The following is a 22613-nucleotide window of genomic DNA, read 5'->3' as shown; positions in this document are numbered from 1 at the left end:
TACAACGACATCGCGGAACACTATGCTATGGCAAATCGTTTTGGAGCAATTAGCCAGAGTCATGAAGTAGCCATTGAACAAATGAAGCGCTTTTATTTGGGCATGAAACCCCATTATAAAGTTCTTGATTTGGGTGTTGGTGATGGTGCTTTTCTAAAAAAACTACAACAGATAATGCCGCAAGCAGAGTTTACAGGCATTGATGTTTCCTCTGAAATGTTAAAACGAGCTCGTGAAACATTGCCAGTGATTACTATAGAAGGTAGTGCCGCACAAGCCAATAAGTTCTTACCTCCTCATAGTCAAGATTTAATCCTAGCACATTTTATTAATGCTTATATTCCGATTAAAGTTTTATTTCATGAGGCTAAATTACTGACCCGAGCGAATGGTCACTTTTCAATGATTACCACAACTTATGATTCATTTCCGGTAGCACAACAGCGCCTTGCAGAATTTATTACGGAAGACTCCATCTTAAGCAGTGTTGTTGGTCATTATTATAAATCCATTGTAAAAAATACTACGGTTGCGGCGAACAACAATGAATTGATGCAGGCATTCCAACAACATCAATTCGAAGTAATTGCCCATCAACGTTTGGAAATCCCTATAACTCTGAATAATATTGATGAATTAGCGCTTTTTGGTATTGAAGGCACCTGGTTTCTCAACACATTATCCATCAGGATGCTCCCCAAAATATTTTTAATTCAAAGACTTAAACGACTTTTTAGCAAAATATTCACCTTCCCCTATCATGATACTCATATAATTGATGTCGTTCTTGCCAGAAAATGATAATCTGATAATTATCTTAAGATGATGAGGTAGGAAAAATGATTTCTCAAGAAGTGAAAAATTATTTGCCTGAATTGGCCCTGCGACAAAAACAAGCCAATAACATCATATATATTACCTTTTGGAGCCAATTTTCGGTATATGCACTGAATACCATATTGGTTTTATTTTTAACTCGTCCTGTATGGTCTCAAGGTTTAGGGTACAGTCAAGCCAAAGCATATGCTTTTATTGGGGTGGCTCATGCAATGGGTTATCTAATGCCTATGCTTGGTGGCTATATGGCGGATACTGTGGTCGGAATTAGGCGATCCATTCTTCTTGGCAGCATCATGTTAGCCACTGCTTATTTGCTCATCATGATAAGCGGATATACTGTGAGTACTCTGGGAGATACTTTTTTTATTGCGGCTTATGCTTTTGTTCCTGCGACCAATTCTCTTTTAATGGGTACCTCTTCAAGCATGGTCTCCCATATTTATTCCGATAATGCGGTTAAAGCAAAATCTGCGATGACTTATTATTACATCGCAATTAATGTTGGTGCATTATTAGCAACTTTAATAGCGCCATTACTATTTGAAAGCCGTTATGGTCCGCTTTCTATTCTTACATTAGCGTTTGTTGGTAAATCCATTGCTGCATTGAATTTTGCCAAACGCTACCCTATTTATGAGAATGTTATTTGGGGAAAAGATCAATCCAAACTCTCTACGTCAGGTATTTTTCGTTTAATTGCCTACATCGCTACCATTTATGTACTGACTTTATTTGCCTATTCCCATGTTTATGTCGCGAGCACAATCATAGCTTCGGGTTGTGGGATAGGAATTGCCTGGTTTTTAAAAAAAACATTAACCCTTAAAGGAAGGGTACGAGAAAAACAAATGATTGCTCTTCTACTCATCATCGAAGCAGTTGTATTTTTTGTTATCTATAACCAAATGAACAGTACCCTAATTTTATTTGCCGAAAATAATTCAGATCATAATTTATTTGGCCTCACTGTTTCCCCCGCTCATTATCAAATACTGAATCCATTACTTATCTTAGCTATAGGCAGTCAGCTACCTCGTTTTTATAAACTGTTTCCTCATTTCACTATTCCCTACCAATTTGCGGCGGGTACAGCACTTGCGGGAATTGCTCTTTTGGTTATGGCATTTGCTGCCTCGACTACTTCAGATGGAATCATTAACGGCAATTACATTGCGTTAACCTATATTCTGATTTCAATTGCGGAATTATGGGTGAGTGCCATTGGCTTAAGTATGGTAGGCTTGTATTGCGACAAAAATTCAATCGCATTCGCCATGGGTGTATGGTATCTGGCAAGTTCTTTGGCACATGCCATCTCAGGAAGAATTGCTGGCTGGGTCGCAATTCCAAACACAGTCCACTCGGCCATAGAAAGCCTTCCTTACTATAAAAATTATTATTTGGCTTTGGGGATAACCGCCATAGTGCTTGGCACCCTGATGTATCTTTTCGCGTATATTTTACAAAAATTAATGGGAAAAAGAGGGTTAATTTTAGGTTAAATAGCACTGGCTTTTTACTGTATTAATTTTGGCAACAAGGACTTTATTGCGCACAAAAAGATCCATTTTCGATCGAAAATTAAACATGGCACTTGATTGCACATGACATAATTCGTACTATGCTTTCTTTGATCAGAGTGCCACGATTATATGAAAATTTATTTTCAAAATATTACTTTTCAGGGTAGCCCCTTAGTTTGGGAATTGAATGAAAGTACCCATCAAGCTACTTGCTTATTATATTGTATTAAAAAAGGGACTCATTCCCGATTTGAACCCAAAATAAGTCTCGACTTGTTCAATGAATATCCTGGCGTCATTATTGACGATGGGGCAATTATTATAAGAGACGTCAGAACTTTTCCCGACGCTTATCAAACTTTAGACCACCTTAATGAGTTAAAAGAAAAAATTGTTCAATCCAAAAACCCCATATCTAAACAACCGACAATTTTTTTTCAATATAGAAAGGATAAAGCGCTTGAAAGTAGTACGTCCTCTTCTAATACTCAAGCTGATAGACGCAGACGCAGCTCATCAATGGCCGACCTTCCCTTGTATGGTCGCATCAGTTTAGATGAGTTAATTAAAAAGGATGATCATGCCAGCTCATCCTTATGGGGAGATACTGTGGCCTATGAGGTCTATTTCGAGGAAAAAACGAGGAATGACTCCAAAGCACGTGGTGCCATTTTTCTAAAATCAGTGGCCTCTTTTTATACCATGGTGCAGTATGAAAAGAATCATCACCTTTATCCTTTAAAATCACAACTCATTAAAGAAATTCGAAAACTATTGGATAGTCTTGATCCAATTTATATGAATTGGTGTGCTCAAGAAATTACATCCAATAGAAAATCAATTTTTCTTTATTTTCAAAATGCAGTATTAGAAGCCATGCTTAATGGAACATTTAATGATAAACCAACAGAATTTGACACACCTGAACTAGAGAAATCAAATCCTAAATTAAAGCAATATGCAAGCGAAAAAGCCCGTGCTTTACGTACTGAGTTAATGTTAATGAAATTCAATATATTAATTAACCCAGAATTATTCCCTGAGCTCGCACTTAACGAAAAAGAAGCAAAAAAAGTTCTGCCTGAAATTACTTCTTTTCGTCAATTTGTACTCAAACAGCCTATGGAAGTCATTGAAGGTATAAAACAAAAGCTAAAGAAGATGGCTGATTTAATTATTCAATCCGGGATTGTTGAAGAATCGAATCTTAAATTAAGCATGCAACTCAATCATGAGTTAAGCAGTAATGCACCTGTCATCATGGATTTTCATTCATTTCAAGCATTATTACACCTTCAATTAGACAAGCAACTAAGCAGTAATAAAAAAGAGTTAATCCCTGATATTGCTACTAAGGTGGCTAAAGAAACGATCATTCAAATAAATAAAACATTAGGGAACTCACATGGCCAATACATCGCTCCATTATCTAATGTAGTGGATAGCGATTTTTACTTGTGCAAGGAATGGGCTGAACAATTAACTGTTGAATTGGAAGAAATTATACTTAAACATCCTAAAGAGGATAAAAAAGTACTTGCTTATAGCCATGCGATAGCAGATAAAGTGGTTCGTTTCTTACAGACCCAATTGCATCAATATGCTCCTACTCCTAATGAGGGAGTAACGGCGTTTAGGCCTGTATAAATTTGAAGAATGATACTATCTGCTGAATTTGATGTAGGTTGGGCCAAGGCTCAACCTACATCAAATTCAGAACCTAAAACGAAAATATAAAATTAATTATCTAAACCCAAATTATCTTGCTTAAAGATCCTATCAGCACGATAGCTTGAACGAACCAAAGGACCAGAAGCTACCTCGAAAAATCCTTTCTTCAATCCGATCTGTCTTAACTCAGCAAAAGCCTCAGGAGTCACATATCGCGCAATAGGTAAATGGTTTTTTGTCGGTTGTAAGTATTGCCCTAGAGTAAGAATATCTACATTATGTGCTCGTAAGTCATCCATTGTTTGCACAATTTCTTCATCCGTTTCACCTAAACCTAACATCAAGCTCGTTTTTGTCAATACATCAGGTCGATACCGTTTAGCGTAAGCGAGCACATTTAACGTCTGTGCGTAACCAGCTCTATTATCACGAACAGGATGAGTCAACCGCTCTACCGTTTCTACATTTTGTGCAAATACATCAACACCACTATCCAGTAACAAGGCAATATCTCTTTCTACGCCTTGGAAATCAGGAGTTAATGCTTCTACTTTAGTTTTTGGAGATCTTTGCTTAATTGCTCGTATCGTACGCGCATAATGATTTGCGCCACCATCAGGCAGGTCATCTCTATTCACTGAGGTTAAAACCACATAATCTAGATTCATTAATGCTACAGTATTTGCTGTATTTTCTGGCTCTTGTGCGTCCAACCAACCATGAGGATTACCCGTGTCTACTGCACAAAAACGACATGCACGAGTGCAAACAGACCCCATTAACATGATTGTGGCAGTACCATGAGACCAACACTCAGAGATATTGGGGCATTTTGCTTCTTCACAAACAGTAGACAGACGATGTTTTTGCACTTGCTCTTTTACCTGGTGATATGCGGGAGTAGTATGATTTACCACGCGTAACCATTTAGGCTTTGGTAAGCGCTCATAAGCATCTCCAGTTGCTTTTACACCATCTTTAATTGCTGTTACGCCATGAGATGTTTTATATTTTTGTCCGCTCTCTACAACAACGGGAATATCAATGAGCTTACTCATGTTATCACCTGAAAAAACAAAGGTAAGTGCTCAGCCCCTATCAGAGAACGGTCGAATTTGGCAGCGGTTGCAAGAATATTTTCCTAATCATGCTCGCATACTGATCTATGCTGAGCTTACTTAGAAAAATTTTCTCGCAACCTGTATTCAAATCCGTCCATTCGAATAAACATTAGGATAAGGACCTGAGCTATTACAAACAAAGAGAGATGATAATCCCAAATCATCAAAATAAGATCAAGTCAATTTTAAAAAGTAACCGCAAATCACCAAGATCAGTAACGTCGCTAGGGATATTCCAAAGCAAGACAACACATAGGGATATGCGATTAAACTGACAGCAATCGCGATCATAAACAATAAGCCAATGTTGGTTAATTTTGTTCGTAAAGCAGCAAAACGCTCTATTTTAAGTAAGAGCAAGTAAGCCAATAAAATCACAATTAAAGGAAGTATATACACCCCTTGATAAAGCAATTGGTACATATTTGATTGCCAATTCATCAACTGCTGATCATTTAACCATTGTTCAAAGATAGTCGACCAGTTCATGACACAAGTTTGTTGATAAATTGTAGTAATCAATCCTAATAAAAAAGCCAATGAAAAATATAAAATTCCTGAAGCCTGTTTTTTTAGAAATTGCATTGCAAAATAAAGAGTTATTATTCCTAATAATAAAGCAGGAATACGCAACCATGGCAACAATTCAAAAAACGCATTAGTATAAACCTGTTGAAAGTAATGGACTATTGCTACTGAAAAAATAAACAGGAAACTCGCGATAAGCTGTTTTTTCTTCTGGGCTTCTATTAAAAGAAAAGCAAGAAATCCTGCGAAGCAAAAAAATGCACAAGGGCTAAAGGAGTCCATAAATGCCAGGGTAATCGTAAACCGCAACCTTGACGGTTTTTCTACTAATCCAGTAATAAATCGATTAGCATTGGCCAAATGTCGCAATGCACTCACAGTGGCTGGGGTTAACGTCCCTTTTTTTTCAATTTGCTGCTTACAATAATTAATTGCATGCAATAAATCTTTACCGGTGGTTTCTGCTGATGTAAAGCCCACCCATCGTGAATTGCAAAAATAGATTGATGGAACAGAAAAATCATCCATTTGCTGTTCGCTCAATAATTGATAAAAACGACTTAAAGCATTTTTATCCTGATTGATATAATACCGCTGAATATGGAAATCAGGATGTTTTGATTCGATATCGCGAAAAAATGCATCAGCCTTTTGGCAATGGGGACAGGTGGTGGACAAAAATAATTCTATGTTGATAACAACCTTGTTATCAGGGCTTTGGGAATACCAATTGGTCGATAATTCAGTAGCCCACAAAGGCGCATTGAATATCAACAGAAGTAGCAGCAATTTGAAGACTGTTTTCATATGAGTCATAAGTGCATTAAAAAAGATACTATATCATCCCCAAAAAAAATCTGTTAATAGGTATGAATGTAATTTTCTAATTGCTCAATCACTCTAGCCTTATCCTCCAATAAATGATAAAGCACATCACCTATGGATAAAATAGCTATAAGCTCATCGCTTTCATCACGAACGAGTACATGTCTTCTTTTTGTTGCAGTCATTGCCTGCATGGCTTTTTCCACAACATCATTAGTTCTAAGAATAGTGATGTCCTTATTGACTACATCAGAAACTTTTCCCTTTTCCAGGTTAATGCACTTGTGCAAACAAGACCGGACTATATCACGCTCACTCACGATACCAATTAACTGGTTGTCATTATCGACTACAACCAATGCCCCTATATCATATTCCGTCATCATATCAATACTTTTTTTAACTGAGTCTTCCGGATGGATATAGATAATTTTTCGTCTCGGCATTGGCAATGCATTATGAATTAGGTCAGCCATTTTATTCTCCATTTGAACACACTTAACCTATTTTATAAATATAGTACAAATGGAGAACATTTAAGCTAGGGACGAATAATTATATTATTTTCAACTGCACGTACGCCTGGAACCTGGCGCGCTATTTGTTCAGCAATATCACTTTGACGAATTTTCTTTACATATCCAGTAAGAATCACAACATCTTGTCTTGTTTGAACCTGCACATGGGCTATTGCTAGCTCATCATTACGCATTAAGGCTTCTTGCACTGTTTGCGCCAAATTTGCGCCTTGAGCAATTGAAGGAGTAAACGGTCTAAATATATTGGAAGTTGCCTGATTGGACTGACAACCCGCCACAGAAAAAAAGAAAAAAACAACCAGCGTATTAAATAAATACTTTTGCATAAATGTCTCCAATATCGATTCAAACAATCTAGGGCTGTTTTCAATTCAACTATCTTGGCCAAAATGGCGAATTGTAAACAGCCCTTTCATACTTAGCGTAACGCTTTATTTTAGTTCTACAGCCTTAGGAAGAGTGAAGCCGTAGTATGGCAAAAACACTCAAGTAAAGTGAATAGTATGTACTTTAACTGATTAATATACAAATAAATATCTAAGAGGCTATACTATTTTATTATAATAATGATGATAAGACTAAGCCCATGAAAAAATGGATGATATCGATCAAAGGAAACAAATCATCACAAAAAAAGAGGAACCATGTATTTCCTCAAACATTAAATAATGTCGAACATAGAAAAGGGGTCATGGTGGATTGCCTGGCTCAAGGTTGGTCAGGTAAGATGGTATCCCCCCCTAAGCTTAATAACACTTCTGCTGATACCCCTGGTAAATGCGTGTTGCTAAAATAAAAAATGATTTTTAAATTGAGTATAAAAACATGGATAAAGACTATTACAAAATAATGGGTGTAAGTGAAGATGCCACTGAAAAAGACATTAAGATGGCCTATCGAAAACTGGCTCGCAAATACCATCCTGATATAAGTAAGGAACCCAATGCTGAAGAGCAATTTAAAGAAATGGGAGAAGCTTATGAGGTTTTAAGGGACCCCGTAAAAAGAGCAGAATATGACGCGTTTCGAAAAAATAAAGCGTTCCATCAACAAGGAGCACGTAATGATTGGAGTCCAGAAGATTCGGAACATGTGTATCGCGGTCCATTAAATGAAGACTTATTCGAGACATTATTTGGACACTCCCGTTATCGGCAGCACCCAATGGCCGGTCAGGACTATCATGGAAAAATTAATATCAGCCTCGAAGAAGCATTTGCAGGAACGGTTAAAAACATTCAGATTCCAACTGCCCACGATTCTCAAGTCTCCATGCAAACATTGAAAGTGAAAATACCCGCAGGAGTAAAATCAGGTCAACAAATTCGTTTGGCTGGACAAGGTGCACCTGGCATACATGGAGGCCCTCGTGGCGATATTTATTTAACGATAGATGTTGATAAGCATCCCCTTTTTGACGTAATGGATGGTGATATCTACCTCACCCTACCGGTAACTCCTTGGGAAGCTGCTTTAGGCGCAACAATAGTGGTTCCCACTTTAGGAGGAAAAATCGATTTGAAAATTCCACCGGCATCTCAAGGAGGACAAAAATTAAGATTGAAAAATCGTGGCTTACCGGGTACAACCACTGGACATCAATACGTACTTTTAAAAATTATTACTCCGCCACCAACAACTGAAGAGGCAAAAGAACTCTATAAAAAGATGGCACAGGTAATGCCCTTTAATCCACGCGACACGATGGGAGTATAAGCATGAAGCAAGACACTACAATTATTGGCGTGCTTATTGAAGAGACAACAACTATTTCATTCAATGAGGTATGCCAAAAATATCATATACCTAAAGAATTATTGAACGAAATGGTCGAATATGGCATTTTTTCAAGCAAAACAACAAAAACAGAACATCTAAAATTAAACCAAAAAGATCTACGTAAAATTGAGTCTGCCTTTCGCCTGCATCAGGATTTAGGAATCAATCTTCCAGGGGTAGCACTCGCATTAGAACTCTTAGAAAAAATTGATCTATTAAATGAAGAGCTTAATATTTTACGAAAACATTTTTGATTCGCAAAGTAAGTCGCATAGCCACAACACAACGAAATAGAATACCCTCTCCCATTTATGGGAGACGGGAGGTTAACCTCATCCGCCCTGCGGGTATTTTCTCCCCACTTTTCCTCATCCAGAGCTTAGCGAGGTTTCTGCCATCGTAAATACAATGCTTACATCGTGGGAATACCTCATATGCTCGTGATAAGTATGGATTGCGCTGCGCTTCATCCAAACGACAAATCACAAGCTAAATTCTTATAAAAATTACGCAAGCAGATATTGCTACACATTGCGAAATGGTAATAGAATGGTTAAAGGATAACCTTTTAATTAAACAAACCTATGCGCCCTTTGTTTATCATTTTGATTGTTTCTCTAGTTGTTTTACAACATAAGTTGTGGCTGGGCGATGGAAATTTGATTCAATGGCATAACCTTGAAAAAAAACTCGCCGCTCACGAACAGGAAAATAATAAATTAACAACCCGTAATCGGGTACTTGAAGCGGATATCAGGGAGTTAAAAAGTGGCGATCAAGCCCTAGAAGAGCAAGCACGCTATGAGCTTGGAATGGTCAAAGTAAATGAAGTCTATTACCAATTCGTAGATTAGAAGTAATAGCTCAAGCCTCATTCTAACATTTATAAACGTTTGGACTTGCTCATCACCTACGCTGAAATCTAACCAGTCTCTTTAAATACTGAACGCAAATAAAGGCTTTCGGAGCACGAGGCACTGTATTTACATCAAGCAGTCAATAATTCGAGATGGTCAGGTGGTTTCTTGTTCCAGAGACTTAATACAAATCCCCCACCCCCAGATCCTGTTGGTTTTACGGCGAGTGCCCCTTCTGCGCTCAACCAATTCATATGTTGTTGCAAACTTTCACTAACTAAATTCCATTGATAAAAGCAATCAGCGGCTTTATTAATTGCTTGGGCTAAAGAGGTTATTGCATCGGCACCACCCTGTTCTAAAGCAGCTCTTGCTTCTTCAACCGCATCAACCATTTGTTCATCAATTTTTTGAGCCAAAATAGGATTATTAGTCCATAAGTTCTGAACTTGGTGAATACAATGCGATGTAATTCCAATTTGTTTGCATGAAGATAAAAAAAACTGTGGGTAAATTTTTTGCTGTAGCGGCATAGTAGACCCCGCTTTAAAATACACCCCTTTCTCAGTAGCAACTCCAGCAACATCAAGTCCGCTACTTTTTCCATGGAATAAATGTTCTAGTTCTTTTGCAAAATCATTACATTGATCTGGCTCTATCATTTTTTGCGCACAAAACCAACGACTCATTGCCACACAAAGAGCTGCTGAAGCGCCCATACCAGCTCCCACAGGGATCGTGCTGTCTAAATGAAAATAGCCCCCTATTTGGTTTAAAGAGCGCCCTAATAAGTGCATTCCATGTTCTAGCACGCTCCAAAACAACAGTTGCATATCAGCACCGCTGCTCCCTGCATAATCAGCTCCTAAAGAAGACCCAGCCGCAGAATAATTTAGTGTTAATTTCTTTTCCTTAATTGGAAATACTAAGGCTGGATGTCCTCGTACTACAGCATGCTCACCTGCTAAAATCCACTTTCCAAAAGTTGTAGTTTCAAAATCAAAGAACGTCATAATTCCCTACTAAATAATCACGTTTAAATTCACGTGCTAGTTCTGCTTGGTTGGAACGATATAATAAATGAATGTTTGGTCCAGCATCCATAGTTACTATGGGGCCATCCCCTTTTTTATTCCAAAAATTTTCTAAGTGATGCAAAAGGTCAGTACAACTTTCAGTCATGTAAGTAAAAGGTTGTTCACAAGTAGTAAACAAACGATGCATATCTTGAAATTCTCTCCAGCAGATTTGATATGCCGCAGTCCAATCTTCAGTCATTAAAGCGTCTAATAAAAGCTTTAGGTTCTCTCTTGCTCTTTGGCTTCGTGTTTCATAAAAAGGACTACTCTTTACTCGTTGATGGGCTTCACTAGAAGGAACTTCTTTCTTTTTATTACTAATCACAACACCTTGGTAAATTAATTCTTGATAAGGCAAATCTACTTCTTTAACTTCATTGTCATCCCATAAAGCCCAAGGAGAATAAAAAGATCGACATGATGAACCCGATCCCAAACGGCTTAGCTGGGCTTGTTCATCAATACTAGGCATGGGCTTATTTGTTAGCTCACTCAAAGCTGTAACTGCACAGCGCGTTAATGCCGCAAAACTTGACGCAGAACTTGCCATACCACTACTGTGAGGAAAGTTATTGCACGATTGCACTAAAAAACCACCCTCATAGCCAAAGTATGTTTTTATGCGAGCTAAATGATCAAGAAATCTTTTTTGACCCTCTGGGGACAGTACAAAATTTTCAATTCCACCAGGTATTATTAGCGGTTCCCAAATATCTTTTTTTGAGCTCATTTTTTCAAGCCTTACCGTACTTTTGAGATCATTTAAGGTATAGGATAGCGACGGGTTATCAGGAGTATTTGTATTATCCTTTTTTCCCATATATTTGATCAAAGCGATATTAGCTGGGGCATGAGCTAGCCAATACATATTTTTCTCCTTGGAATCCATAAATTAGTTCAATGTAGCCTGGGTGAAGGCAAAGCCGTAAACCAGAATTTCAGAGTTAGGCATTAAAAATTTATTAGTTATATCGTACGTAATCTTGAATTAGCCAATTGAGCAGTAGGTGTACCAGGATAAGCTCTTACTACTTGTTGCAGGAATTTCTGAGCCTCTTGCTTATTACCTTGTGCAGCATAGGCATAACCAGTCTTTAGCATGCTTGCTGCAGACTTACTTGAGGTGGGGAATTGTTGTAAAACCACATTAAAATGTTCTATAGCCTTAGAATAATCTTTTTTAGCTAAATAAAGCTCTCCAAGCCAATATTGAGCATTAGCAGTATAACCACCCTTAGGATATTTTTGCACAAATCCATTCATAGAAATTATAGCGTCATCATATCGCTTGTTTTTCACTAATTCATAAGCTGCTAAATAGCTAATTTGTTCGTCAGCAGGATTAGCTCTCGAAGTAGAAACAGCAGCAGGGGATGGTATAGAAGCTGATTTACTTGCTTGTATATCGGACGTGGGTGTAACTGTTTTGGGAGCTGGTTCTTTAGAACCAACGGAAAGATCCAGTGCCGGCTTATTAGCCGATGCTTTATTTGGCGATACTTTCGCAGAAGTGGTTCCACTTAAACGAGCATCTAAATCTTTATAAAAAGCAACTTGCTGTTGCTGCAGCAATTTTAAATCGTGAGCTTGTACTTCTAATTGGCCACGGAGTTCTTGTACTTCTTGTTGTAAGCTTTGGATTTTATCAATCAGCTTCGCATTATCTGTAATATTACTATTCGAATCATTGGCTTGATCATCTTTAGCAAGCGCAGGTTCATCATCCGTTTGCGAGTTATCGATGGTGTAATTCTCATTCCGAGCTACATCGTACTGTCTACTTTCAGCACCGTACTTTGAGCCAACAGGCGCTTCATACGCCTGTTGTTCCTCACTAATTGCAAAATTTTCACTATCATCGACCACAGGCGCCTCTGACCAACAGGTCAAAGGAAGTATTAGCATAAAGCCAGCAGCGATAATGTGTTTTTTGCAATTAATCATCTTGTTGCCTCATAAGTAAATTCAACACGTCGGTTTTGTGCGTGTGATGCTTCATCATGTCCTAAATTAATTGGACGCTCTTTGCCATAGCTTACGACACGAACTTGTTGTCTGTTCACACCAGCCATACGTAAAATATCAGCTACGGTATTTGCTCGACGCTCACCAAGAGCTACGTTGTATTCACGGCTACCACGCTCATCAGTATGTCCAGCGACTAACACTCGAGCACCAGGATGCGTCTTTAAGTATTCTGCCTGAGCATTAACTGATGGTAAATATTTGGGAGCCAAATTACTGTCATCATAGGAGAACAAATACAATTGATTATGCGGTGCCTGAGTTGTATACGATTCGCCTGGTTCTTGACCAGCAAAATGAGTAAATTGTCCTAGACCTTGAGCAGAGGCCTCAGCTTCGGTCACACCTACACCTTCAGCACTACCTGGTGCCTTAGAACAAGCAGCAACTAAAACAGCACTCGCTACAAGCAGACCTAATTTACAAAATGATCCGGCTTTCATCCTCAATCTCCTTCGTTCTTTTTATTATTGATAAATTTCAAAATCCCATATAGGGCTCATGGGGGCACATTGTACAATTCTTTTTATTTTTTGGCTACAGGACAATGTGATCATAATTAACCAGATTGTAGCCTTGATGCAAGTGGCTTGCGGATTGGATCTTTTGGGTCATCTCGAACCTAGCGAGGGAACTCCATGCTGTAGCACTGTGTTTCGATAAAAGCCCCTCGGTAGAACTCGCAATGACACTACTCTAATGTTGTATATGAGTTACGACAAACTGTGCGAGAATTGCAGTAAATTGTTGGGTTGCCTTATTCGCTGCGATTACACCTCCATAGGGGGTATCACTAGGACAAGGGATCTGTAAGTTGATAATCCGCGAAGCAAGCACCTTATTATCACTAACATGAGTCAAAACCATTTTGCCTGAAAATTCGAGGACACTAGGTTTTTTAAGGAAATTTTGTTCTAGTGCAAGCAGTTGGGTATCCAATCGATAATCTACTCCTAAGGTATACGCATTGGATGTAACTGCTTTAAAAAGATTTGTTCTTTGTAAACTTTGTAGAATTAAAGGATATAACATATCAGCGGGTGGATTTACCCATGCGTTATTTGCAAAAGGCTCAAGCGCATAAGGTTTTTTAATATAAAGCATTTGTTCGGTTTGATACCCTGCAGCAGCTTCAGTTGCGGTAACCAACAAAGTAATGGGCATAGGTTTTTGGGCCAAATGTTTCGTGCTGTATGCACTCAATTGATATTGATTTTTTACAGAGACTTTTACTGGTGAGCATGCACTAAGCAACACCACGCTAAAAATCACAAGAAAAACAGTCAACTTTTTCATCATTTATTCTCCAGGCCCAGGTTGTGGCGGTTTACTTCCACGAATAACCACAGCAGGGTTCTGACGCATTTCACTGCTCACTTTTTCCAAATTTGCAGAAATAGCATTCAATCGGCGTAATAAAATTACGGCTGGTGGAAGAGCTTCTTGGGAAATTTTATCTAACGTGTTTCTTCCTGAGCCCATCGTTTTTGATACACTATTCCCGGCTTTACTCAAACTGTCGGCCATAGTATCAAACTTAGAAATTCCTACTTTTAACTCATTGAGTATATGGGGAAGATCGCGACTCGCCTTAGCTAGATTATCCATAAAAACATTAAGATTTTTGCCATTACGCTCAAGATCTTTAGAAAAATGCTCAACATTAGATAATATATGATTTATGTGTTTTGCATTTTCTTCGTTAAAGATACGTTGTGCTTCGGAACTTACTATACCTATATCTTCAGAAACCTTTTTCAAAATGCTATCTAATTGATTGAAAACAGAAGGTTTTGAGGGGATAACAGGAAAAGGTTCGCCAGGCATTTTTTGAATTGGTGTCAAATCAGAAGTGCTTGCGCTCAAACCAATATAAGTAACACCAGTAATTCCTTGAGAATTTAATGTTGCATAAGTACTTGTAGTAATTGGTGTATCTTCTTCAATATCCAATAAAATTTCCACTTGTCTTGGATCGCTTTGATTTAATCTTATTTCCTTTACATACCCAACTTGCACTCCATTGAATTTTACTGGGGCATCTTTAGTTAGACCGGAAGCTGCTTCATGCATGAAAACAGTGTAAGTTGTATACTTTTTTTGATTAAAACCAACAGACAACCACAACATGGAAGCCACGAGCCCCACGAGCAATATGAGTACAAATATACCTACAATGGTGTAATTGGTTTTCGATTCCAAGTATTCTGTCTCCAGCTATGCTTACATTTTACTAAAATAACCAGCAATGATTTTATTCTTATTTTTCATTAAATCATCAATTGGCTCAACACTTAAAATTTTTCCATCCCCAATAAAGGCTACGCGATCTGTTGTTCGTTTTAAAGATTCTATATCATGGCTCACCATGACTATAGTCAGTTTTAAAGAGTCTCTTAAAAAAACAATCAACTCATCGAAAAGTCTTGCACTTAATGGATCCAAACCTGTAGTTGGCTCATCCAAAAATAATAATTCCGGATCCATAGCAATGGCTCGTGCCGCTGCTGCTCTTCGTTGCATCCCTCCACTTAATTCCGAAGGCAACTTGCCCGCCGCCTCTTTGGGTAACCCTACTAAAGCGATTTTTAGCAAGGCTAATTCATACATGAACTCATAATCCAAATTAGTAAATTCTTGCATGGGAAACATGATATTTTCCAGCACATTCATTGATGAAAAGAGTGCACTGTGCTGGAAAAGCATTCCCCAACGACGTCGAAGCGAGAATGATTGTTGCATATCAAGATGACGAATGTCTTGGCCAAAAACTTTAATGACGCCTGCTGTAGGCTTCATTAACATTAACAAGCTACGTAATATCGTTGTTTTTCCGCTTCCAGAACCACCAATAATCGCTAGAATTTCTCCTCTTTCTACGGTCAAATTCACATCCGAGTGTACCCATTGCCCCCCGAGGTAATTTTTTAAACCTTTAATTTCGATAATGGGTTCGCTCATCTATAAATGCATCCGGCTATAAATAACTGAATAAATTGCATCCGCAATAATAATCAGAAATAATGCCTGCACTACACTTTTAGTAGTTTGGCTCCCGATATTTTTTTCCGTGCCCGCCTCCACTCTAAACCCTTGGAAGCAACCAACCAAAGCGATTAACAATGCAAATGCTGGCGCTTTATAAAGACCTAAATTCAACTGTGAGAGCCCAACAGAGTCTCTTAGACGTTGTAAAAAATCAACGAAACTTATACCCAGTTGATTCTTGGACATAATCATTGCACCTAAAATACTAAAAATATCAGACCAAAAAATCAATAAAGGAAATGCAATCAATAATCCGATTACCTTCGGAAGCACTAATAACTCAGTAGGAGAAAGTCCCATGGTGAGCAGCGCATCGACCTCCTCATTGAGTTTCATACTGCCAATTTGGGCTGTAAATGCAGAACTGGTTCGACCAGCAACAATAATTGCGGTAATGAGTGGGGCAAATTCACGAAAAATGGCCATGCCCGATAAATAGGCGATGAAGATGTTGGCGCCATAGGTTTGCAATTGCAATCCCATTTGGTAAGCCAAGACCACCCCGATTAAAAATGAAAGTAAGGCGAGAATAGGTAAAGCAGTGACACCGGTAGCATGTATATTCGACATAATGCTTGGTAATTGAAATCGACGCAAATTGCCAAATGCTTCGATAATTTTAGTTGTTAAATCTCCAACTAAATTAAGAAGTCCATCTACTTGACGTAGTTTATTTTCTGATTCTTTGCCTAATTGATAAAATAAATTTTCTTTGGGTTCGGAGGGAATTTGATAACCTAAAAGATCTTTTTTTGATTTAATTAAATCGATAAGTTGCTGTTGGGCTTCGGTAAAATCAGTCAGTTCCACCAGGTTTTCTTGTTGCTCGAGTGCATCAATGCATTTAATTAGAGCCAAGCCCCCTGCACTATCAAAATGACTCATTCCTTTTCCACTAATGATTATTTTTTCTTTTTGGGGCAACTCACCTTCACCAAATCTTTTTAATAAATTCCCAATTTGCAAAACAGACCATGCACCAGTACAGTGAAATCTGGCAAGTTCCTTATCAAAAGTGATTTGCGCGTTGCTTTGTAGCATAGTCATTTTTTTGAAAAATAACCCCAAGAATAATATTAATGATCTAGAAGAGCAAAAACAATTGAAGATGGTACCACAAGAACGAGTTATTCGGATAGGGTAAAAAATGCAGCCGGGGTGAGCTGACAAAACCCGGACTTCTCTACTTTTTTGCTGAATAGATAATTTGGAAGAATCCTAGATTGTCAAACTGCATTTTGTCATTCCCGCGTTGGGAATTTATTTCTCAATAAAGTCACGAGAATGACAATCGATTTGTTCAACAAGGTTAAGAAATTAAGGGCTTGGTGAGCGAAACAGCATCAATTGCGTTACTGAGCTCATCAATTTTCTTGCCTCCATCAGCTGCGGGTTTAAATATTGAAAAGTTCCCTACACGAATTGAAGAACCGGCACTGGCAAACCCTTTATTAATCAGCTTGACCAGATCGTCCAGGAACTCTTCCCACCAGCCACGATGTGACTTTAGCGTTTTCACATGTTCGTTGTCTTTACTCAGCAAGGCTTGGCTATTTGCTTTAAAAGATTCTAAATCTCCATCAACAATGAATTGATTAGCGAATGCCGATATTTGATCATAAATGCTTTTAGCAGCAGCCGCTGCTTGTTTGTATTGCGTTACCTTATCTGGATTTTTCTTATGTTGTTTCACTTTCTCTTCATATTTTTTGTACTTCGTATGAAGTGTTTTTAATTTTACAGTCACTTCATAAAGCTGTATGCTTCGACGTCTCCTGTCTCTCAGTTCACCATTATTTTCCTGAAGCGGTTTGTCATGCTTAGCATCCTGTCCCGTTTTTTGTTGCGCATCCGATGGAAGTATAAATTGTACCTCTTTGCTTATTCTTTTCCGCGCTATGTCAGCCTCATCTTTCTTTTTTCTAGGGTCTGCAGCTTTAGTCTGGGTTTGGAAAGAAGCACTTTTTTCACTTCCGACCTTCTTGACTTCAGTATCTTCATCCTGCTTTTCAGCGCTTTTTGGAGTCCAATCTATCGATAATATTTCAGGAGTAACTTGAGTTGTGATTTCTTCGGCTTTTTCACGTTGCTCATGAGAGCTCGACAAGTGTTCATTTTGAATTTGTGGAATATATTGTTTCTTTAGATTTTGAGTTAATTCATTAATCTGAACATCCAAATCACTGATAATCTTTCGATGATTTTCGGTTAAACTAATTGTTAGAGGATTTTTTCTTTTTTTCTCCTCATATCTTCTTAAAAAGCCATTTAACTCTTCTAAAGATTTACACCTTTTCAATTGTCCAATGAGTATATTTCTCATGTTTTGAGCTGTATTAAAAGCATTTTCTTCTTTTCTACTCTTTCCCATAACATCTCCCAGCAATTTAATCAAATTGAATGCGTGCAATTTACTCTTAATGACAAATAATTACCAGGAAAAATAAATTAAAAAACAATGAGTTGATACAAAAATGAATTGAAAGATCTTTTTTTAATCATAAACCAAAAATATTATCCAAATAGAGAAATGATATTATTCTACAATGCCAGGATTATTTGGTAATTCGATTGAATGTGGGTCAGGAGAGAACGATTCTCTATTATCCGCACTTCAGACTTCAGAAACAGGTATGCTTTATATAACAAATTCCTCCAACTTACGTGATTTTCAAGTAGTTTGCTTTTCCCTTTTATGATAAAATTGGCTTTATTTTTTTCAAGACAGTAAAATCGGGTATGCAAGACAACTACAGCCTATTTGAACAACGCAAACGAGGCATTATAAGAACTTGCGTTAATGCCGGCTATTCAAAGGAGAAAGCATGCCTTTAACTTCTAATACTGATGAGCTTTTTCGCGGATTTTCCAAACTTACACGAGAAGAACGTTTTAAACGCTTGTTAGCCTTAGGGGCAATAACATCTGAAGACATCGCATTTCTTAAAAATGGCGGCATCAAAGATTTGAATTTGGCAGATAAACTGATTGAAAACGTTATCGGTTATTTTCAACTTCCTCTAGGTGTAGCCACTAATTTCAATATCAATGGTCAAGACTATGTCATTCCTATGGCTGTTGAAGAAACATCAATCATCGCGGCTTTATCTAAATCCGCCAAATGGATTAGGCAATGTGGCGATATAAAAACCTGGGTTCATGGTGAATGCATTTTAGGCCAAATTCAATTGGCAAAAGTGAACGATTTTTCTAAATTCTCACAGATTTTTCATGAAAATCGCACGTACTTAATCAATAAAGCCAATAAAGATGTAGCAGAAAACATGGTGAAACGTGGCGGCGGTGTTATCGATCTTCAATTACGTCAGCTCAAAAGAGAAGATAATCAAGATATGGCGGTAATTCATTTAACTATGAATAGCTGTGACGCTATGGGAGCTAACATTATTAATCAAGTACTTGAGTACTTGAAAACACCTATAGAGCAGTTAACTGGTGAAGAAGTCACCATGTGTATTTTATCTAATTTGAATGATCAAAAGCTAACAACGGCTCAAGTAACTATCCACACCATCGAACCCATACTCGGTCAAAAACTGCAAGAAGCATCGCTTTTTGCTGAAATGGATCCTTATAGAGCAGCTACTCATAACAAAGGGGTAATGAATGGTATTGATCCCGTCTTAATTGCGACTGGTAATGACTGGCGCGCGGTTGAAGCCGGTGTTCACGCCTACGCAGCACGCGACGGACAATACCGAGCAATTACGCGTTGGCGCTATCACGATGGGATACTGACAGGTCAACTTACTGCACCAATTATTGTAGGGACCATTGGTGGTGTTACTTCGTTACATCCGACTGCAAAAATGTGTTTACGAATGATGAATATTTCTTCAGCAAATCAATTATCCCAAATCATTGCTGCAGTAGGTCTCGTACAAAATTTAGGGGCAATTAAAGCCTTATGCACCGAAGGGATTATTCAAGGCCACATGAAATTACATATTGATAACCTGCTCTTGGCTGCAGGAGCCAATGAAAATGAAATGCCCGTACTTAAAGAGCATTTGCAAAAATGGTTGGATTTACATAAAAGAATTAGCCTTAACAATGCTCATGATTTACTGGCTAAAATCAGACAAACACCAATTGCTGTATGAAATGGCTCATTCCTGCAAAAACCTTTTTATTAGGTGAATATGCTGCTTTAGCGGAAGCCTCTGCATTTCTTATAACGACTTCCCCTTGTTTTGAACTGATGCTTAGATCGCAAAAAGAGCTATCAGGAATCCACCCCGCATCTCCAGCTGGGCTTTGGTGGCAAAAACAAAATTTCAAGCCAGGTCTTTTATGGAATGATCCTTATGCAGGTCGAGGCGGTCTAGGTGCCTCCAGCGCCCAATTTTTGGCAAGCTATTTGGCGGGTTGTTTCTTGAATGAGTCAAAAGCTGATTTAAACCAGATGCTTCAAGCCTATTATGAATCCTCATGGGCCGGAAAAGGTTTAAAACCGAGTGGATATGATGTAATAGCACAATCACAACAAGGATGTGTTTACATTAATAAACAACGAAAAATATTGAAATCCTATGGTTGGCCCTTTCATGATCTGTCTTTTTTTCTCATTCACACCGGAGTGAAGCTGGCTACCCATCATCATTTGCAAGATACTACCCTGCCCGATCAGATTGATTATTTATCCTGTCTAGTAGATACAGCCCAGCAAGCATTCGAGCAAAAAAACTCCTCACAATTGATTAAGACTATAAATGATTACCATCAAAAATTAAGCGAATTAAATTTGGTAGCGGAACACAGCTTACAATTTATTAATGAATTTAAAAAATATCCTGAGATTCAAGCAATCAAAGGCTGCGGCGCCTTAGGTGCTGATGTTTTATTACTTGTAACCTCCATGGATAAGGCTTCGATTCTTGCTGAGAAGCTAAAATTACAGAACTGGACCATCCTGGCCACAGAAAAAAACATTTGTTTTCAAACCCCACAAATTAAAGATCCCTTTTTTTATTAAGCTATTTTTGCTTAAAAAATGTATTTGTGCCTCATAAAAACAACAAAATTATGAGAAACATCATAAAAAGACTTGAAATTCTGTGCTAATCCGGTATTATTCCAGCCTCTTTAGGGCCGTTAGCTCAGGTGGTAGAGCAGGAGGCTTTTAACCTCTGTGTCGTAGGTTCGAATCCTACACGGCCCACCAGTTTTAGAGTACAGTTTTAAAAAATATTTTGTTCTGCGGGCCGTTAGCTCAGGTGGTAGAGCAGGAGGCTTTTAACCTCTGTGTCGTAGGTTCGAATCCTACACGGCCCACCAATTCTGGTTACTAACCTTCACAATTAACCAGAAAGTAATATGACAAAATACATTAAATTCATGCCCGATTGCGCTCGTAGCTCAGCTGGATAGAGTACTTGGCTTCGAACCAAGGTGTCGGGGGTTCGAGTCCCTCCGAGCGCACCATTTAAAACCTTTAAAATCAGGTAGTTAACGGTTACCTGGATCGAAACGTGCCGTAAAAACCAAGTTACAGTGACGAAAACGTGCCAGAATTTTTTGTAATTCTTTCCGCTGCCACCTTTAAATGGTCACTTGAAAGATGCGCGTAACGTAACACCATTTCATATTCTGACCATCCACCTAATTGCTGTAATTCTTGCAATGAGGTACCATTTTGCACATGCCAACTTGCCCAAGTGTGACGCAAGTCATGCCAACGAAAATCTTTGATTCCTGCCCGAACCAACGCTTTTTGCCAAGCATGATTATTACATCGCGTAACAGGCTTACCAAAATAGGTAAATACAAATGAGGGGTGTAGGCCCTTTTGTTTTTCTATAATTGCAATTGCCTGAGAGTTTAAAGGAACAGGGATCGCCTTCTTTGTTTTAGATTGATCAGGGTGAATGAGTGCATGTTTTCTAATTAAATCGACTTCACTCCACTGCAACTTAGTAACATTAGATTGGCGTAAACCAGTTGCTAAAGTAAAAGCGGCCATATCTTTCAAATGATTTGGTAGCTCCTGAAGCAATTTACCAGCCTGTCCGCTGCTCAACCAACGTATACGCTTATTTTCAACTTTTCTCATTCTGAATAATGGCATGGTGTTTATCCACTGCCATTCCTTATGAGCTTTGTTTAAAATAGCACGTATAATTTCCAACATTCGGTTGACCGTCGTTGGAGTAACATTAGTCCGCTCTTTTTCTTGCGCAATAAATTCAATTAATTCGGCGTTAATTTCATCTAACGTTTTCTGGCCAAGATAAGGGTCCAGAAAGGCCAAATGAAATTTATCCGTAACTAAACTTCGTTTATGCGCTGATTCCTCTAACCATCGCACAACAGCATCTACCCACGATTTCTGTTGGGGTAATTTGGTATGCTTGTTACTCCATAGATCTTGTAGAAAATTATCATGGAATTGTTGCGCTTGTTGTTTTACTTTAGTCCTAGTGCTTCTGCGTATACGCTTGTCACCGAAGGTGACGTCGATCCACCAGAACCCATTTTTTTTCGTGAGTGCCATTTATTATCTCCTATATCGACACCCCACGATGCATCGCAAGTAGAGTACTTGTTTCGCATATACATCGCAAGATCTTGTTCTATAAAACGCCAACCTCGCCCTATCTTTACTCCAGGTAGTTCACCTGATGCAGCCATTCGTCGGATAGTTTCCCTGTGGGCGCCTAGAAACTTTGAAGCCTCTTCAATATTAAAAGTATTCATAAGCAACCCCATTTATAACCCTGGTGCACATATTGTTTATTAGTATTGAGTTCAAGAATTA

General features: G+C 38.3%; 23 protein-coding genes and 3 tRNA genes. 11 read left to right on the top strand and 15 right to left on the bottom strand.

The window, feature by feature from the left end; translation table 11 throughout:
* The 3 genes from OQJ26_RS05200 to OQJ26_RS05190 all read left to right on the top strand — a co-directional run.
* Positions 1 to 801: class I SAM-dependent methyltransferase (locus OQJ26_RS05200; RefSeq protein ID WP_265702838.1), on the top strand; the 801-nt coding region annotated here is incomplete at its 5' end.
* Positions 802 to 839: 38 nt separating this feature from the next.
* On the top strand, positions 840 to 2342 hold the full coding sequence (locus OQJ26_RS05195; protein WP_265702837.1) for a peptide MFS transporter: 1503 nt from the start codon (positions 840 to 842) through the stop codon (positions 2340 to 2342).
* A 150-nt stretch (positions 2343 to 2492) separates the two neighbouring features.
* Positions 2493 to 4010: a hypothetical protein gene (locus OQJ26_RS05190; RefSeq protein WP_265702836.1), complete on the top strand. Its 1518-nt coding sequence runs from the start codon at positions 2493 to 2495 to the stop codon at positions 4008 to 4010.
* A 92-nt stretch (positions 4011 to 4102) separates the two neighbouring features.
* Here the strand turns inward: OQJ26_RS05190 and lipA are convergent, their stop codons facing one another.
* The 4 genes from lipA to OQJ26_RS05170 form a co-directional block, all read right to left on the bottom strand.
* Complete coding sequence (lipA, locus tag OQJ26_RS05185; RefSeq protein WP_265702835.1) at positions 4103 to 5092, bottom strand: lipoyl synthase; 990 nt, start codon at positions 5090 to 5092, stop codon at positions 4103 to 4105.
* Between the two features lie 237 nt (positions 5093 to 5329).
* Positions 5330 to 6490, bottom strand: coding sequence for a thioredoxin domain-containing protein (locus OQJ26_RS05180; protein ID WP_265702834.1), 1161 nt, complete (start codon positions 6488 to 6490; stop codon positions 5330 to 5332).
* A gap of 53 nt (positions 6491 to 6543) precedes the next feature.
* The gene (locus OQJ26_RS05175; protein ID WP_265702833.1) at positions 6544 to 6984 is read right to left on the bottom strand and encodes a CBS domain-containing protein; all 441 of its coding nucleotides are present in this window, start codon (positions 6982 to 6984) and stop codon (positions 6544 to 6546) included.
* Positions 6985 to 7049: 65 nt separating this feature from the next.
* On the bottom strand, positions 7050 to 7373 hold the full coding sequence (locus tag OQJ26_RS05170; protein WP_265702832.1) for a BON domain-containing protein: 324 nt from the start codon (positions 7371 to 7373) through the stop codon (positions 7050 to 7052).
* Positions 7374 to 7872: 499 nt separating this feature from the next.
* Between OQJ26_RS05170 and OQJ26_RS05165 the strand changes: the two genes are divergently transcribed.
* The 3 genes from OQJ26_RS05165 to ftsB all read left to right on the top strand — a co-directional run bounded on the left by OQJ26_RS05165 (position 7873) and on the right by ftsB (position 9680).
* Positions 7873 to 8763 carry a DnaJ C-terminal domain-containing protein gene (locus OQJ26_RS05165; RefSeq protein ID WP_265702831.1) on the top strand — a complete coding sequence of 297 codons (891 nt, stop codon included), beginning with the start codon at positions 7873 to 7875 and terminating at the stop codon, positions 8761 to 8763.
* 2 nt (positions 8764 to 8765) lie between these two features.
* Positions 8766 to 9080: a chaperone modulator CbpM gene (locus OQJ26_RS05160; protein ID WP_265702830.1), complete on the top strand. Its 315-nt coding sequence runs from the start codon at positions 8766 to 8768 to the stop codon at positions 9078 to 9080.
* Between the two features lie 330 nt (positions 9081 to 9410).
* Positions 9411 to 9680 carry a cell division protein FtsB gene (gene ftsB / locus OQJ26_RS05155; protein WP_028380069.1) on the top strand — a complete coding sequence of 90 codons (270 nt, stop codon included), beginning with the start codon at positions 9411 to 9413 and terminating at the stop codon, positions 9678 to 9680.
* 134 nt (positions 9681 to 9814) lie between these two features.
* Here the strand turns inward: ftsB and OQJ26_RS05150 are convergent, their stop codons facing one another.
* From OQJ26_RS05150 to OQJ26_RS05110, 9 genes are all read right to left on the bottom strand, one after another.
* Complete coding sequence (locus OQJ26_RS05150) at positions 9815 to 10696, bottom strand: mevalonate kinase family protein (protein WP_265702829.1); 882 nt, start codon at positions 10694 to 10696, stop codon at positions 9815 to 9817.
* On the bottom strand, positions 10683 to 11630 hold the full coding sequence (locus OQJ26_RS05145) for a diphosphomevalonate decarboxylase (protein ID WP_265702828.1): 948 nt from the start codon (positions 11628 to 11630) through the stop codon (positions 10683 to 10685). The genes OQJ26_RS05150 and OQJ26_RS05145 overlap by 14 nt, the downstream gene beginning before the upstream one ends.
* A 98-nt stretch (positions 11631 to 11728) precedes the next feature.
* Positions 11729 to 12706: a tol-pal system protein YbgF gene (gene ybgF, locus OQJ26_RS05140; RefSeq protein ID WP_265702827.1), complete on the bottom strand. Its 978-nt coding sequence runs from the start codon at positions 12704 to 12706 to the stop codon at positions 11729 to 11731.
* Complete coding sequence (gene pal / locus OQJ26_RS05135; RefSeq protein ID WP_265702826.1) at positions 12703 to 13230, bottom strand: peptidoglycan-associated lipoprotein Pal; 528 nt, start codon at positions 13228 to 13230, stop codon at positions 12703 to 12705. Before pal ends, ybgF begins: the two co-directional genes overlap by 4 nt.
* A gap of 253 nt (positions 13231 to 13483) precedes the next feature.
* Positions 13484 to 14086 (bottom strand): ABC-type transport auxiliary lipoprotein family protein, encoded by a 603-nt coding sequence (locus OQJ26_RS05130; protein WP_416209944.1) that lies wholly within the window; start codon positions 14084 to 14086, stop codon positions 13484 to 13486.
* Complete coding sequence (locus tag OQJ26_RS05125) at positions 14087 to 14989, bottom strand: MlaD family protein (protein ID WP_265702825.1); 903 nt, start codon at positions 14987 to 14989, stop codon at positions 14087 to 14089.
* Positions 14990 to 15010: 21 nt separating this feature from the next.
* Complete coding sequence (locus OQJ26_RS05120; RefSeq protein WP_265702824.1) at positions 15011 to 15748, bottom strand: ABC transporter ATP-binding protein; 738 nt, start codon at positions 15746 to 15748, stop codon at positions 15011 to 15013.
* Entirely contained in the window at positions 15749 to 16876 is a 1128-nt protein-coding gene (locus OQJ26_RS05115; RefSeq protein ID WP_265702842.1) for an MlaE family ABC transporter permease, read from the bottom strand. It abuts the gene before it with no gap.
* 268 nt (positions 16877 to 17144) lie between these two features.
* Positions 17145 to 18206 carry a hypothetical protein gene (locus OQJ26_RS05110; RefSeq protein ID WP_265702823.1) on the bottom strand — a complete coding sequence of 354 codons (1062 nt, stop codon included), beginning with the start codon at positions 18204 to 18206 and terminating at the stop codon, positions 17145 to 17147.
* A gap of 454 nt (positions 18207 to 18660) precedes the next feature.
* Between OQJ26_RS05110 and OQJ26_RS05105 the strand changes: the two genes are divergently transcribed.
* The 5 genes from OQJ26_RS05105 (at position 18661) to OQJ26_RS05085 (ending at position 21280) form a co-directional block, all read left to right on the top strand.
* Positions 18661 to 19959 carry a hydroxymethylglutaryl-CoA reductase, degradative gene (locus tag OQJ26_RS05105; RefSeq protein WP_265702822.1) on the top strand — a complete coding sequence of 433 codons (1299 nt, stop codon included), beginning with the start codon at positions 18661 to 18663 and terminating at the stop codon, positions 19957 to 19959.
* Positions 19956 to 20831 carry a hypothetical protein gene (locus OQJ26_RS05100; protein ID WP_265702821.1) on the top strand — a complete coding sequence of 292 codons (876 nt, stop codon included), beginning with the start codon at positions 19956 to 19958 and terminating at the stop codon, positions 20829 to 20831. The genes OQJ26_RS05105 and OQJ26_RS05100 overlap by 4 nt, the downstream gene beginning before the upstream one ends.
* A gap of 113 nt (positions 20832 to 20944) precedes the next feature.
* Positions 20945 to 21020 (top strand) — tRNA-Lys (locus OQJ26_RS05095).
* 37 nt (positions 21021 to 21057) lie between these two features.
* Positions 21058 to 21133 (top strand) — tRNA-Lys (locus tag OQJ26_RS05090).
* A 70-nt stretch (positions 21134 to 21203) separates the two neighbouring features.
* A tRNA-Arg gene (locus OQJ26_RS05085) sits at positions 21204 to 21280 on the top strand.
* 64 nt (positions 21281 to 21344) lie between these two features.
* Here the strand turns inward: OQJ26_RS05085 and OQJ26_RS05080 are convergent.
* Positions 21345 to 22349 carry a tyrosine-type recombinase/integrase gene (locus OQJ26_RS05080; protein WP_045096107.1) on the bottom strand — a complete coding sequence of 335 codons (1005 nt, stop codon included), beginning with the start codon at positions 22347 to 22349 and terminating at the stop codon, positions 21345 to 21347.
* Positions 22262 to 22552 carry a helix-turn-helix domain-containing protein gene (locus tag OQJ26_RS05075; RefSeq protein ID WP_231865834.1) on the bottom strand — a complete coding sequence of 97 codons (291 nt, stop codon included), beginning with the start codon at positions 22550 to 22552 and terminating at the stop codon, positions 22262 to 22264. The genes OQJ26_RS05080 and OQJ26_RS05075 overlap by 88 nt, the downstream gene beginning before the upstream one ends.
* Positions 22553 to 22613: the final 61 nt, after the last annotated feature.

The organism is Legionella sheltonii, assembly GCF_026191355.1.
GTDB lineage: Bacteria > Pseudomonadota > Gammaproteobacteria > Legionellales > Legionellaceae > Legionella > Legionella sheltonii.
The sequence above is the reverse complement of the archived record's forward strand: the minus strand, read 5'-3'. Positions and strand labels throughout refer to the sequence as shown.

Excerpts from the sequence above, each read along its gene's own strand:
- OQJ26_RS05195 (WP_265702837.1), top strand. The coding sequence starts at position 840 with ATGATTTCTCAAGAAGTGAAAAATTATTTGCCTGAATTGGCCCTGCGA.
- OQJ26_RS05130 (WP_416209944.1), bottom strand. The coding sequence starts at position 14,086 with ATGATGAAAAAGTTGACTGTTTTTCTTGTGATTTTTAGCGTGGTGTTG.
- OQJ26_RS05180 (WP_265702834.1), bottom strand. The coding sequence starts at position 6,490 with ATGAAAACAGTCTTCAAATTGCTGCTACTTCTGTTGATATTCAATGCG.
- OQJ26_RS05165 (WP_265702831.1), top strand. The coding sequence starts at position 7,873 with ATGGATAAAGACTATTACAAAATAATGGGTGTAAGTGAAGATGCCACT.
- OQJ26_RS05115 (WP_265702842.1), bottom strand. The coding sequence starts at position 16,876 with ATGCTACAAAGCAACGCGCAAATCACTTTTGATAAGGAACTTGCCAGA.
- OQJ26_RS05190 (WP_265702836.1), top strand. The coding sequence starts at position 2,493 with ATGAAAATTTATTTTCAAAATATTACTTTTCAGGGTAGCCCCTTAGTT.
- OQJ26_RS05150 (WP_265702829.1), bottom strand. The coding sequence starts at position 10,696 with ATGACGTTCTTTGATTTTGAAACTACAACTTTTGGAAAGTGGATTTTA.
- OQJ26_RS05175 (WP_265702833.1), bottom strand. The coding sequence starts at position 6,984 with ATGGCTGACCTAATTCATAATGCATTGCCAATGCCGAGACGAAAAATT.
- OQJ26_RS05160 (WP_265702830.1), top strand. The coding sequence starts at position 8,766 with ATGAAGCAAGACACTACAATTATTGGCGTGCTTATTGAAGAGACAACA.
- OQJ26_RS05105 (WP_265702822.1), top strand. The coding sequence starts at position 18,661 with ATGCCTTTAACTTCTAATACTGATGAGCTTTTTCGCGGATTTTCCAAA.
- ftsB (WP_028380069.1), top strand. The coding sequence starts at position 9,411 with ATGCGCCCTTTGTTTATCATTTTGATTGTTTCTCTAGTTGTTTTACAA.
- OQJ26_RS05170 (WP_265702832.1), bottom strand. The coding sequence starts at position 7,373 with ATGCAAAAGTATTTATTTAATACGCTGGTTGTTTTTTTCTTTTTTTCT.
- ybgF (WP_265702827.1), bottom strand. The coding sequence starts at position 12,706 with ATGATTAATTGCAAAAAACACATTATCGCTGCTGGCTTTATGCTAATA.
- OQJ26_RS05080 (WP_045096107.1), bottom strand. The coding sequence starts at position 22,349 with ATGGCACTCACGAAAAAAAATGGGTTCTGGTGGATCGACGTCACCTTC.
- OQJ26_RS05120 (WP_265702824.1), bottom strand. The coding sequence starts at position 15,748 with ATGAGCGAACCCATTATCGAAATTAAAGGTTTAAAAAATTACCTCGGG.
- lipA (WP_265702835.1), bottom strand. The coding sequence starts at position 5,092 with ATGAGTAAGCTCATTGATATTCCCGTTGTTGTAGAGAGCGGACAAAAA.
- OQJ26_RS05110 (WP_265702823.1), bottom strand. The coding sequence starts at position 18,206 with ATGGGAAAGAGTAGAAAAGAAGAAAATGCTTTTAATACAGCTCAAAAC.
- OQJ26_RS05100 (WP_265702821.1), top strand. The coding sequence starts at position 19,956 with ATGAAATGGCTCATTCCTGCAAAAACCTTTTTATTAGGTGAATATGCT.
- pal (WP_265702826.1), bottom strand. The coding sequence starts at position 13,230 with ATGAAAGCCGGATCATTTTGTAAATTAGGTCTGCTTGTAGCGAGTGCT.
- OQJ26_RS05075 (WP_231865834.1), bottom strand. The coding sequence starts at position 22,552 with ATGAATACTTTTAATATTGAAGAGGCTTCAAAGTTTCTAGGCGCCCAC.
- OQJ26_RS05145 (WP_265702828.1), bottom strand. The coding sequence starts at position 11,630 with ATGTATTGGCTAGCTCATGCCCCAGCTAATATCGCTTTGATCAAATAT.